This is a genomic window from Pseudoalteromonas sp. H71 (assembly GCF_001468485.1).
GTDB lineage: Bacteria > Pseudomonadota > Gammaproteobacteria > Enterobacterales > Alteromonadaceae > Pseudoalteromonas.
Window position 1 is genome coordinate 111,940 of record NZ_LODI01000047.1, and the last position, 11,643, is coordinate 123,582.

Annotated in this window: 13 protein-coding genes and 3 pseudogenes; 9 read left to right on the plus strand and 7 right to left on the minus strand. The window is 40.3% G+C overall.

Features of this window, described 5'->3' with window-relative positions; translation table 11 throughout:
• The first annotated feature begins 56 nt into the window (after positions 1-56).
• From ATS71_RS17645 to ATS71_RS17685, 9 genes and pseudogenes are all read left to right on the plus strand, one after another.
• A pseudogene (locus tag ATS71_RS17645) lies at positions 57-845 on the plus strand (trypsin-like serine protease).
• An 88-nt stretch (positions 846-933) separates the two neighbouring features.
• Complete coding sequence (locus ATS71_RS17650) at positions 934-1,332, plus strand: hypothetical protein (protein WP_058405977.1); 399 nt, start codon at positions 934-936, stop codon at positions 1,330-1,332.
• A gap of 105 nt (positions 1,333-1,437) precedes the next feature.
• A complete protein-coding gene (locus tag ATS71_RS17655) occupies positions 1,438-1,806 on the plus strand; it encodes a DUF7674 family protein (protein WP_058405978.1) in 369 nt (122 codons plus the stop codon).
• Positions 1,807-1,969: 163 nt separating this feature from the next.
• The gene (locus tag ATS71_RS17660) at positions 1,970-2,767 is read left to right on the plus strand and encodes an alpha/beta fold hydrolase (RefSeq protein WP_058405979.1); all 798 of its coding nucleotides are present in this window, start codon (positions 1,970-1,972) and stop codon (positions 2,765-2,767) included.
• A gap of 291 nt (positions 2,768-3,058) precedes the next feature.
• The gene (locus tag ATS71_RS17665) at positions 3,059-3,421 is read left to right on the plus strand and encodes a hypothetical protein (RefSeq protein WP_058405980.1); all 363 of its coding nucleotides are present in this window, start codon (positions 3,059-3,061) and stop codon (positions 3,419-3,421) included.
• Positions 3,422-3,539: 118 nt separating this feature from the next.
• Positions 3,540-3,821 carry a hypothetical protein gene (locus tag ATS71_RS17670; RefSeq protein ID WP_058405981.1) on the plus strand — a complete coding sequence of 94 codons (282 nt, stop codon included), beginning with the start codon at positions 3,540-3,542 and terminating at the stop codon, positions 3,819-3,821.
• Positions 3,822-3,868: 47 nt separating this feature from the next.
• The gene (locus ATS71_RS17675) at positions 3,869-4,123 is read left to right on the plus strand and encodes a hypothetical protein (RefSeq protein WP_058405982.1); all 255 of its coding nucleotides are present in this window, start codon (positions 3,869-3,871) and stop codon (positions 4,121-4,123) included.
• A 71-nt stretch (positions 4,124-4,194) separates the two neighbouring features.
• Positions 4,195-4,608 (plus strand): hypothetical protein, encoded by a 414-nt coding sequence (locus ATS71_RS17680; RefSeq protein ID WP_058405983.1) that lies wholly within the window; start codon positions 4,195-4,197, stop codon positions 4,606-4,608.
• A 36-nt stretch (positions 4,609-4,644) separates the two neighbouring features.
• The gene (locus ATS71_RS17685; RefSeq protein ID WP_058405984.1) at positions 4,645-4,941 is read left to right on the plus strand and encodes a hypothetical protein; all 297 of its coding nucleotides are present in this window, start codon (positions 4,645-4,647) and stop codon (positions 4,939-4,941) included.
• Between the two features lie 113 nt (positions 4,942-5,054).
• Here ATS71_RS17685 and cysQ read toward each other — a convergent pair whose 3' ends face one another.
• From cysQ to cysG, 7 genes and pseudogenes are all read right to left on the minus strand, one after another.
• Entirely contained in the window at positions 5,055-5,825 is a 771-nt protein-coding gene (gene cysQ / locus ATS71_RS17690) for a 3'(2'),5'-bisphosphate nucleotidase CysQ (RefSeq protein WP_058405985.1), read from the minus strand.
• A 5-nt stretch (positions 5,826-5,830) separates the two neighbouring features.
• The gene (gene cysC, locus ATS71_RS17695) at positions 5,831-6,427 is read right to left on the minus strand and encodes an adenylyl-sulfate kinase (protein ID WP_058405986.1); all 597 of its coding nucleotides are present in this window, start codon (positions 6,425-6,427) and stop codon (positions 5,831-5,833) included.
• 33 nt (positions 6,428-6,460) lie between these two features.
• A pseudogene (locus tag ATS71_RS17700) lies at positions 6,461-7,976 on the minus strand (SLC13 family permease); the annotation flags it as partial.
• Position 7,977: 1 nt separating this feature from the next.
• Positions 7,978-8,180: pseudogene (locus tag ATS71_RS19250) on the minus strand (SLC13 family permease); the annotation flags it as partial.
• A 31-nt stretch (positions 8,181-8,211) separates the two neighbouring features.
• Positions 8,212-9,636, minus strand: a complete 1,425-nt coding sequence (gene cysN / locus ATS71_RS17705) for a sulfate adenylyltransferase subunit CysN (RefSeq protein WP_058405987.1) — start codon at positions 9,634-9,636, stop codon at positions 8,212-8,214.
• The gene (gene cysD / locus ATS71_RS17710; RefSeq protein ID WP_006791269.1) at positions 9,636-10,535 is read right to left on the minus strand and encodes a sulfate adenylyltransferase subunit CysD; all 900 of its coding nucleotides are present in this window, start codon (positions 10,533-10,535) and stop codon (positions 9,636-9,638) included. Before cysD ends, cysN begins: the two co-directional genes overlap by 1 nt.
• Before the next feature lie 51 nt (positions 10,536-10,586).
• On the minus strand, positions 10,587-11,643 hold a 1,057-nt coding region (gene cysG, locus ATS71_RS17715), incomplete at its 5' end, for a siroheme synthase CysG (protein ID WP_235591525.1).

The following is an 11,643-nucleotide window of genomic DNA, read 5'->3' on the forward strand; positions in this document are numbered from 1 at the left end:
GGTGAAAGTGTTCTTTTGTTAAAATGTTATCTACTCAATTTATGCTGTGGAGTGATATGAAACTTTTCATTTTTATAGCATTAGCTTTTTACTGCATCGGTTCCTATGCAGTGGTCATGAGACATGATGTTCCAATAGACAGTTATCGTGTTGAAAAAATACCAGAATATATTGTCGATATGCCGCAGGAAGGCCATGGAGTCCTTATTGCTGAAAAATGGGTAGTCACAGTAGCGCATACTATCTTTCACGACTATGCAGGGTCTAAGCTAAACGTCGGTTCGAAACAATATTAAATTGAAAAAGTATATATCCATCCGGAATATGTAAAACCTAGCAACAATATACTTAGTGGCGACTTAGCGCCGCTTATGCAAGTTTTGGAATCAAGCAGTGATATTGCTTTAATAAAACTATCCAGCCCTGTTTTAGACATTAAGCCAATTTCAATTTATTCAAAATCTGACGAAAAAGGCAAAGTCATAACTGTATTCGGTAAAGGTGCTATGGGAAATGGATTATCAGGTGAAAATTTAGATACTAAATATATATATCAGCCAAATAAATTTCAAAATGTTGTAGAAAGCGCAAATGGCAAATGGCTGACATTCAAATTTGACTCACCGCGCAACGCGCTCCCTCTAGAAGGGATGTATGGTTCTGGAGATAGCGGGGGCGCCTCTATCATTTATCAAAGCGGTGAGCCCTCCCTAGTGGGATTGTCTAGTTGGCAATTTGCAACTGGAGATATTTCGGCATTTAAAGGCGGTTTATATGGTACAACTGCTTATCAAACTAGAATATCTAGTTACTACAATTGGATTACAGGTGTTGTGGGTCGCTAACAAAATAATAAATAACAGGGTTGTGCCTCTCGCTATGACTTACATCTATAACCCATAACAAGAAACACCCCGACTAAGGAATAAACCGATGATAAAGTATTTATTAATTTTATTGTTTTTAACGCCTATTCAAGCATTTGCTGGAAAGTATGCAAATCAAGCTAATGAGAATCCATTTCATAATGGGGAGTTAAACGCAAAATATGAAGGAGAGGCAACAGCTTTAGGGGGAACAGTATTAGAACATATTACAGTAAACAACAATAACTTGTACTTGTTGGATTTAAAAACTCCATCTATCAACAATATTTGGGTAACGAGTTTTGTAAAAGCTCAAGGTAAAGAGGTAGTTGAGGTGGGTGATAATGTTATTTTTAAAGGTTATATTTCTACTGTCTCTAGTCTAGATGAAACTGAAGAGCTAGAAAATTCTATTCAATCTAAGACACTATTAATGGCGATATATGCTTTGAACAAAGGCAAGTAAATTAAAATTGATAGGCTTTCTTTGGCTTTAATATAAGTATCTTAAACCTTATTTAGCTTACATTTTACACCGGCATTTTAATGACTACGTATTAATAGGGAATATATGGCAGACCAAGAAATAAGACAATTTATTGAGGATATACAATCTAAGTTTCCAGACGTCATACCGCTAATGGATAAGCACGAAGAATGTGAGTTCGCTTTTCGTATGGAGGAGTTCGCAAATTTAACAACGTTTGCATTCAACGAACATAAAAACGCCGACGCCCTAAAGCATTTGTCATACATGAGTCTAAAACTAGACACTGCAAGTCCTACCGAGTTTGATTACATAGATACCTATTATGTTGAACACTTGTTTTGGAAAGCGACCCCTATTGGAATTGAAATGGGCTGGTCACTCGTTCCCGACAAACTAAAAAAGCTATACTTAAATTTTCATGGCCAAGCGCCTCAAATACGCTGTCAGTAAGAGTAGGGCGTTATTATTTGTTTTTCTTTAAAAACCAAAACCTGCCCCGAAAAGTTGTTAAGTAGGAGTGATTGTTCTGAACTTCATAAGCGATTTTTATTAAACTCCGTTATACTTCTAACAATTAAATATGCCAAATGAAGTAAATAGGCCGCTAACTGCAATGAGCACAGATATTCTTTTTCATACTATTTTTCCGCATGAAACCAGTAAAACATGGGTTGTATTTGTCCATGGAGCAGGGGGGAGTTCGGCAATTTGGTTCCGTCAGCTTAAAGCCTATAAAAAAGAATATAATGTATTGCTGCTCGATCTTCGTGGTCACGGTAAATCGAACAACTTAGTGCAAAACTTTGTAGATAATAATTATTCGTTTAATAAGGTCTCTAAAGACATTATCGATGTGTTAGATCACAACAATATCCCTAGCGCACATTTTGTTGGTATTTCACTGGGCACCATTCTTATTCGTAATATTGCTGAAATTGCGCCGCAATATGTCTCTAGCATGGTGCTAGGTGGCGCGGTGACTCGCTTTAATACCCGCAGCAACACTTTGGTTTATTTAGGTAATACGTTTAAACACTTCTTGCCGTATATGTGGCTGTATCGTTTATTTGCTTTTATTATGATGCCAAAAAAGCGCCATAAAGAATCTCGACTTTTATTTGTTCGTGAAGCAAAGCGCTTGTGCCAAAAAGAGTTTATAAAATGGTTTAAATTGGCCATGGACGTAAACCCCTTAATGCAGTACTTCAAAGAAAAAGACATTGATATCCCCATCCTTTACATTATGGGTAAAGAAGATCATATGTTCCTTGGCCCGGTTAAAGAAATGGTAAAGCGCCACAAAAATAGCGTACTGCAAACTATTCACCAATGTGGCCATGTTTGTAATGTAGAACGCCCTGACTTATTCAACCAGCACTCGCTTGCGTTTATCGCCCAGCAAAACCGATAAAGGTCGTAGCTCTTAAAAAGCGTTCAATTAATGGCAAGTCTTAAAAACGTATAACAGCCATCACTTGTTGATTGGAAACGGTCATTCTTTTGCCTTTATCCTTTAGCTAAAAACACTGTATTGCTTCATGCCGCACTCTTTTACACATAGTAAAATACCTCGATTAATATAATTTTATAATTGGCAATCACTTACACAGTTTGTTACTAATAGATGTACATAAAATAAGAACACGCTCATGTTAACTATAAGGGTGTAATTTGAGCAAGTTACTAGAATGCAGGGAAGTGTGTGAGAACATTTTTAGTTTTAATATCATTACTTCTTAGTGGGTGTTCTCCAATTTGGAAGGAGCAACCTTATAAAGTGTATTACATTGACGGTACCAAAAGGTTAGGTTACAGCCTTGGTCAGGGCGCATATATTGGGCGACTGGATGAACCAATAAATATTAAGTCAAACGCGCAATATATTTCGGTTTATGCTTGTCCGCATAAAACTTGTGCTTTTTACTATATTGATAAAATCAAAGATAACAAGTTTGCTGAACACAAGGAGTTTGTTTATGGGCCATACACAAAAGCTCAATTTGCAGCAATAGCCAAAAAATTAGGGTTACCGACTATAAATTCCAGCGTTAAAACCGCAATTTAATAAAGGTTAAAAACCTTACTTAGATTTTCACAGGCTTCAACACGTCCAAATATGTTAACTAAAACGCCTATTAAATTTTATAAATAAAGAACTTAAAGAAAAAATAAAGGCAGTCAGTATGGATAAAAAGAAAGCCATTGTTATATTGCTCGGCATAGTATGGTTTATGTTAGGAGCTGCTTTTTTCATAGGTTTTGAGTCAGTAGAAAAGTTGTTGTTTTGTGTGTTTGTATTTTTCTTTTGTTATAGATATATCTATGCATTTATATTAAATAGAAGTATTTATGCACCATACACCGGTGAGGAAATTCCTCCTACTGAAGGTAATTTAATAAAGCGGCTCTTTATGCTGATTATAGGTATTGGTGCGTGCACCTATTTTACTTTCTTTATCCCTTAAAAAGCATATTTGCCCAGTCGCTCTTTATATTATTAGGTGTCAGCAGGATGAAAAATAAAGATAACGGATATCCTTATCTCAATATAGACCGACTTACGTATATTTATAAATGTGTTAAGTGCAAAGCTCATATTAAAAAAGGCATGGCAACCTGTTATAGATGTGGCTATGAATTCACATCTAGCGATATTGATAAAATGCTCAGAGAGTATAAAGAAAACTATTCAAAAAACTGGCACGTTAAGATTTATTTTGTGCTGTTTGTTGGAGGGATAGTGCTTTTATTGCTGAATATAAATTAAGTGTATTCTATTAAAAAAGAGTTAGGATCAGTGTTTTACTTCCACTCAAAGCTATAAATTATAAGGTTATTATGAACAACGTATTGTTATTATTATTTATTTTTCTAGCCTGTGCTTGCACTTCAACTCATAAGATAGATTCAAACGTTGAATTTGAACGACTCTATGCAGCACTAAAAATGGAAGAGATCTTAAGTTTATTTGGGGGAGAAGTGAATATTAGTCCTGAAAAGATACTTTCAGAAATACTAAGGGATTTACCCGAAAGCCAAAAGCGGGCCTTCATTGAGTCAATGCCTTCAAAAGTTATGGCTGACCCAATTAATGTCAACGCAGCTAAAATTATTTTTAAAAGCAAACTTACTTCATTATTAACTGCACAAGAGTTAAAAATTGCTGCTGACTTTTATTCTAGTAATATTGGTTTAAAGGCGCATCGAGCGATTATAGATGCAGAGATAGCTGTTTCAGAATCGTTAAACTAATTTTTCTTTCGAGATGAAATAAAAGGAATTTAATAAATGGCACTTTTATCGATTTCAGTGGGCGTTGCGTTTTTTGCAGTTGCTATTATTTGGTTTGGGTTTAGCGCTATATTTGGCCAAATGGAAAATTCAGGTTTTGCATTTGGTTTTATATTAGGTGTGTTTCCTGCGTTTATTGGCTTGGTTTTAATAGTGCCTAGTACGCTTTACCGAACTGTTTTTGTATTTTCCCAAAAACCTGAGCAAACCCAAAAGGAAAAGGTTATTTTATCGCTTGGTTTGTTTATAACTTTGCTGTGCTTTAGTGCGCTTATTGAGTTAACTTTTACATAATAAATAACTTAAGCGTTACTAAGTATTTTACTTTATGCTCACTGAGCAACTTTCATAGTAAAAGCTATCACTTGCCTAGCTGACAACTGATAGCTAACCACTCAAAACTGCGCTTACTCTTCTATCGCACTCACCACAAAATACGGATTCAAGTATTCATCTTTGGTGTTGTAAATAAGTGGGCTGCCATCAAGCTTAGTCACTTTAGCACCGGCTATTTCAGCAACTGCATGGCCTGCACCTGTATCCCATTCACACGTTGGGCCTAGGCGCGGGTAAATATCGGCACTGCCTTCGGCCACTAAGCATAACTTTAGTGAGCTGCCTTTTGATACCATTTCAACGTCGTCAAAGCGTTTTACAAATTCAGCTAAATCGGGAGATGGGTGCGAGCGGCTACCTACAACGCGTATTAGCCCTTTATTAGGCTTAGTGGTTACTTTTAGCTCTATACGCTCATCGCCTTTGTCTTTAAAAGCGCCAATGGCGTCAGCAGCTAGGTACGATACGCCAAGTGCAGGGGCATCGACAACTGCGAGTACCGGTTTTCCGTTTTCGATTAGGGCTATGTTTACGGTAAATTCGCCGTTCTTTTTAATAAACTCTTTAGTGCCGTCGATTGGGTCTACTAGCCAGTAGCTTTTCCACGTTTGGCGAATAGCCCAGTTTATGTCGGCGTTTTCTTCACTAAGAATGGGTATGTCGGGCGTAAGCTGTAGTAGCCCCGCTACAATGATCTTATGAGCTGCTAAATCGGCGTCGGTTACTGGGCTTTCATCGGCTTTGTATTCAACGTTAAAGTCCTTTTCGTAAATCCCCATAATGGCTTTTCCTGCGGTGCGGGCAAGGATGAGGGTTTCTTCTAGCAGTTCGGTTTGGTTCATTGGGGTTAACCTATTATATGCGTTTGTTTTAGATACGTTATCAGTTGGGCAACCGATTGGTCTAGGGTGTTTTTACTTGTATCTAAAATTATTTCAGGTTGGGTGGGGACTTCGTAGTTTGAGTCGATCCCAGTAAAGTGTTTTATTTCACCTGCGCGTGCTTTTTTGTATAGCTCTTTTGGATCGCGGCTTTCACATACATCAAGTGGGGTATCTATAAATACTTCAATAAACTCACCGTCGTCTACTAAGTTACGCACCATGTCGCGTTCAGCTCTAAAAGGCGATATAAACGCAGTAAGCACTAATAAACCTGCATCGGTCATTAGTTTTGCGGTTTCGCCTACGCGGCGAATGTTTTCTATGCGGTCTTCGTCGCTAAAGCCTAGGTCTTTGCATAAACCGTGGCGTACGTTGTCGCCATCGAGCAGGTAAGTGTGTACACCTTGCTGATTAAGCGCCGCTTCGAGTGCGTTGGCTACGGTGCTTTTACCTGAGCCTGAAAAACCGGTAAACCATAAAATAGCCGGCTTATGTTTTTTTTGCTCGCTACGTTGTGCTTTAGTGGTTGCGTAGTTATGCCAAACTATATTTTCATCCATAGTGATGTGTCTCTTATGCTGTTTGCGCCAGTATTAAAACGGAAATACTAGCGGGATCAGGGTTAATACCGTGATTGAATAAATAATAGAAAGGGGCAAGCCCATAACAATGTAATCTTTTAAACGATAATTACCCGCGCTATACACCATTAAATTTGTTTGATACCCAAATGGTGATATAAAACTTGCCGACCAAAAGCAACCGCCATAATAGGGAGCGGGTCTACATTAAAGCCAACGGCAAGTGAATACGCAACCGGAAACGACAACGCAGCGGCGGCATTATTGGTAATCAGTTCGGTAAATAGTACGGTCATTAAAAATATGGCTATAAATGCGCCGTAAGGGCCAAAGTCGCCAAGCACCATAAATAGCGCACTCGATATTTGCCCAGCAAGCCCTGTGCCTATCATTAATTTTGCAAGGCCAATGGCGCTACCTACTACAACAAGTAACTCAAGCGGAAAGCGACGTTTTATTTCGTTAAGTTTTATGGTGCCGCTGAGCATTAAGCCAATAAGTAATACCAATAAGCCTTTGACTAACGGCACGACCCCAAAAATACTTAAACCCAGTACACCGGCAAAGCTGAGCAATACAATATTAGATTGTTTGGGCGCAAGGTGGGTTTGTAAATCAAGGCCTGAAATATACACAAACTCACGCTTTAAATTAGGCAGGCTGTAAAAGTTTTTACCGGGTGCCAAAATGAGTGAATCGCCGGCTTGTAATTGCACTTGGCCAAGGCCGCCTTGAAGGCGGTCGTGCCCACGGCGAATAGCAATAACAGCGGCGTGAAACTGCTCGCGAAAACGGATTTCTTTTACTGTTTTGCCTATAAATTTAGACGACTGGCTTACGACCACTTCAACTAAATGTTCGATGTCTTTTTCATGATTGTCGTGCACTACTTTTAAACCATCAAAACGGGTTAATAGCGGCACCGACTTTATATCCCCCACAAACAATAGTACGTCGTTTTGTTGGATAATTTGCTGAGGCGTTACTGCGCATATACGTTCGTTATTACGAATTATTTCAGCGAGGAACAAGTCTTTTAAATCGCGTAGGCCGTTTTCTTCTACTGTGCGGCCTATTAATTTAGAGCCTGTTTGTATTTTACCCTCAAGGTAAAAAGGAACGACTTCTTGATCGCTCTTGCCGTTGTCGGGTAAGTATTTAAGCATGACCAAAATAGTAATAAGGCCAACACTAAGCGCCCCCAAACCCACTAAGGTAAAGTCGAAAAAGCCCAAAGGCTGCATGCCGGCATCTACCGCAAAACCGTTAACTATTAGGTTTGTTGAAGTACCAATTAGGGTAATGGTGCCGCCTAAAATAGCCGTGTACGACAGCGGTAATAATAGCTTTGAGGGTGAATGATTGGGGTTATCTTTTATTGCACTAATAAGCGAGGCAACAACTGCCGTGTTATTAGTAAACGACGATAAAAATGCGCTGGAAAGCCCCAGCTTTGTTACCGACTTAACTAAGCTACCTTTAGATAACGACATGGATAGCTTTTGAATTAATGTGGTTTTTTCGATTGNGCAATCGACACTAATACCAATAGTACTAATGTAATAAGTGACGGATTTGCGTAATTAACGAGCATGCTTTCTAGGTCAATTAGCCCCGCTAAGTAGCTGGTGCCAATGGCGCTTACAAATAACCATGCAGGATTAATGCGGGTGCCAAAAAGGCACCCGACTAAGGTAAGCATTATGCCTGTTAAAACGAGCTGCTCTACCATGCTTTATTATTCCTAACAGACATTAATAAACTTACAGTTTTGAAATATCAAGCGCTTGCCAATGCGGGAAGTGCTTGCGTACTAAGCTATTAAACTCAACTTCAAAGTCACTAAACTCGCCTTTGCTTTGCTCGCTTTGCAGTACGTGTTCAATCATACCTGCTGCAACCGTTAGGTTAGACAAACGATCGATTAGAATGAATGAGCCTGTTTCGTGGTTATTGTGGTACTCGTCGGCCAAAATAGTTTCGGTTAGTTCAAGTGTTACAATTGCTATTTCGTTTAGCTGCAGTGAATCGGCTGTGCCGTGTTCAAGCGTGTTCACATCGATGGTGTGATCAATCTTTTTAACTACCGCTGACGTGTTTTTACTGCCTAGTTTTAGGTTGTAGTTTTTACCTAACACTAATGGCGACTCATGCATCCATACAATTTTAGCTTGAAGCTGATTAGTAACGGCGGCGGTTGAGCTTGCCGGTACGATTACGTCGCCGCGGCTAATATCTATTTCGCTATTTAGCGTGATAGTAATTGCTTGGCCTGCTTCTGCTGTGTCTAGGTTGCCATTAAAGGTGACAATTTCTTTAATGCTTGAAGTTTTACCTGACGGTAATACTTTTACAGCGTCGCCTACTTGTAGTTTGCCCGATGCTAATGTGCCCTGAAAACCACGAAAGTTTAGGTTAGGGCGTATTACATATTGCACAGGTAAACGTGCTTCAAAACCAGTATCGGTCTCGGCTGCTGGTGAGTCTTCTAAAAGCTCAAGCAGTGGCTTGTCGGTGTAGTAAGGTGTATGCGCAGAACGCGTTACTACGTTATCGCCTTTAAGCGCCGACATAGGTACAAACTTAATGTTTGATACGTTTAGCTGTTCGGCAAATTTAAGGTAATCGGCTTTAATGCGTTCATATACGGTTTCGTCAAAATCAACAATATCCATTTTGTTAATGGCTACAACAAACTGTTTAATACCTAGCGAGTCACAAATAAAGCTATGGCGCTTGGTTTGTACTTGCACGCCGTAACGCGCATCAACCAAAATAATGGCAACATCGCTTGTTGATGCACCCGTTACCATGTTGCGTGTGTATTGCTCATGGCCAGGGGTGTCGGCAATAATAAATTTACGTTTAGCCGTTGAAAAATAGCGGTACGCTACGTCAATGGTAATGCCTTGTTCGCGTTCAGCTTGAAGTCCATCTACGAGTAGCGCAAGGTCAAGATCTTCACCTGCATTACCTACTTTTTCGTTGTCTTTGTGAAGAGCAGCTAACTGATCTTCATAAATTTGGTGGCTGTCGTGTAACAGGCGGCCAATCAGTGTTGATTTACCGTCGTCTACGCTGCCACAGGTAAGCATACGTAATAAGCTTTTGTCTTGTTGGCGTGCTAGGTAGGCGTCTATGCCTATTTCTTTTACTTCGTTAAATGTATCGTTATTTTGGCTAGACATTAGAAATACCCCTCACGTTTTTTCTTCTCCATTGAGCCTGCTGAGTCATGGTCAATCACACGGCCTTCGCGTTCTGATGACGTAGATAGCAGCATTTCTTCAATAATTTCGGTTAATGTACTGGCTGTAGATTCAACGGCACCGGTTAGTGGGTAACAGCCTAAAGTACGAAAACGGACCGATTTCATTTGTGGTACTTCGCCTTCTTCAAGTGGCATACGTTCGTCATCAACCATAATGAGTGTGCCGTCACGTTCAACTACTGGGCGCTCTTTAGCTAAGTAAAGTGGTACCATTTCGATGTTTTCTTGATAAATGTATTGCCAAATATCAAGCTCAGTCCAGTTAGAAAGTGGGAATACACGAATGCTTTCGCCAGGGTTTACTTGGCTGTTGTAGGTGTTCCAAAGCTCTGGACGCTGGTTTTTTGGATCCCAACGGTGGTGTTTGTCGCGGAACGAGTACACACGTTCTTTTGCACGCGATTTTTCTTCATCACGGCGTGCGCCACCAAAGGCGGCATCAAAACCGTATTTATTAAGTGCTTGCTTTAACCCTTGGGTTTTCATTATGTCGGTATGTTTACCCGAGCCATGAGTAAAGGGGCCAACGCCCATTGCTAAGCCTTCTGGGTTTTTGTGTACCAGTAGATCAAAGTCGTACTCTTTTGCTATGCGGTCGCGAAATTCAATCATTTCACGAAACTTCCAGTCGGTGTCTACGTGTAATAACGGAAACGGAATTTTTGCAGGGTAAAACGCTTTACGCGCTAAATGCAAAAGTACCGACGAGTCTTTACCAATTGAGTAAAGCATTACTGGGTTCTCAAACTCAGCGGCGACTTCGCGCATGATTTTGATACTTTCAGCTTCAAGTTGCTGAAGATGAGTTAAAGCCATTGTTAGTCGTCCTACTAAAATGATTAAAAGTTATAAAGTTAAATTTGGTTACTAATTTGCTATATCGGTTAACGGTTGCGCATAGCTACTTGTTTGGTTGTTTTGCCCAAACCATGCAAGTTGCGAGTGCAAGGCGGCTACTTCACCAATAATAAGTAATGCTGGCGATACAATGCTGTTGCGTTCAATTAAATCGGCAAGGTCATCTAATTGGCCTGTTACTACACGTTGATTTTTGCGCGTACCATTTTCGATTACGGCAACTGGCGTGTCGGCTTTACGGCCATGTTGCAATAGCTCAGCTTGAATGTGCGGTGACTTAATAACGCCCATGTATATAGCAAGCGTTTGATTTGGCTTAGCGAGCGATTGCCAATCAAGTTCTTGGCCGTCTTTTTTACAATGCCCAGTTACAAATTGAATAGCCTGAGCATGATCGCGATGCGTAAGCGGAATACCTGCATACGCGCTACACCCTGCTGCAGCTGTAATTCCCGGTACTATTTGGTAATTTACGTTGTTGGCAGCCAATACTTGAACTTCTTCACCGCCGCGGCCATAAATAAAGGGATCGCCCCCTTTAATTCGGCACACTTTTTTACCTTGTTTAGCGAGGTCAACCAACATTTGGTTAGTATCTTCTTGAACAACACTGTGATCGCCTAAGCGTTTACCTACACAAATTAGGTCGGCATCACGGCGAACCAGCTCCATAATTTCGTCAGACACTAAAAAGTCATATACAACGACATCGGCCTGTTGCATAAGTTGAAGCGCTTTAAGGGTTAAAAGTTCTGGGTCGCCAGGGCCGGCACCTACCACATAAACTTCGCCTTCGGGCTCGGCTTTTGCATCTAGCATTTGTTCAAGTTGTTGCTCTGCGCCTTGGGTGTCGCCGGTTTGTACTTTACTTACAACCGATGAGTCGAACACGCCTTCCCAAAATTGGCGGCGGTCTGAAAAGTGCTTAAAGCGCTGTTTTACTTTATCTCTAAAGCCACCCACCAGTGTGGCAAGTGGGCCAATATGTTGTGGTATTAATGTTTCTAACTTTTCGCGTAAACGGCGTGCCAGTACAGGAGCTGTGCCTGCACTCGAAATCGCAATT

Bases quoted from the DNA above. Each gene is read 5' to 3' on its own strand.
- ATS71_RS17660 (WP_058405979.1), top strand. From the start codon at position 1,970: ATGAGCACAGATATTCTTTTTCATACTATTTTTCCGCATGAAACCAGT.
- ATS71_RS17670 (WP_058405981.1), top strand. From the start codon at position 3,540: ATGGATAAAAAGAAAGCCATTGTTATATTGCTCGGCATAGTATGGTTT.
- ATS71_RS17655 (WP_058405978.1), top strand. From the start codon at position 1,438: ATGGCAGACCAAGAAATAAGACAATTTATTGAGGATATACAATCTAAG.
- cysC (WP_058405986.1), bottom strand. From the start codon at position 6,427: ATGGATGAAAATATAGTTTGGCATAACTACGCAACCACTAAAGCACAA.
- ATS71_RS17680 (WP_058405983.1), top strand. From the start codon at position 4,195: ATGAACAACGTATTGTTATTATTATTTATTTTTCTAGCCTGTGCTTGC.
- ATS71_RS17675 (WP_058405982.1), top strand. From the start codon at position 3,869: ATGAAAAATAAAGATAACGGATATCCTTATCTCAATATAGACCGACTT.
- cysQ (WP_058405985.1), bottom strand. From the start codon at position 5,825: ATGAACCAAACCGAACTGCTAGAAGAAACCCTCATCCTTGCCCGCACC.
- cysN (WP_058405987.1), bottom strand. From the start codon at position 9,636: ATGTCTAGCCAAAATAACGATACATTTAACGAAGTAAAAGAAATAGGC.
- ATS71_RS17650 (WP_058405977.1), top strand. From the start codon at position 934: ATGATAAAGTATTTATTAATTTTATTGTTTTTAACGCCTATTCAAGCA.
- cysD (WP_006791269.1), bottom strand. From the start codon at position 10,535: ATGGCTTTAACTCATCTTCAGCAACTTGAAGCTGAAAGTATCAAAATC.
- ATS71_RS17685 (WP_058405984.1), top strand. From the start codon at position 4,645: ATGGCACTTTTATCGATTTCAGTGGGCGTTGCGTTTTTTGCAGTTGCT.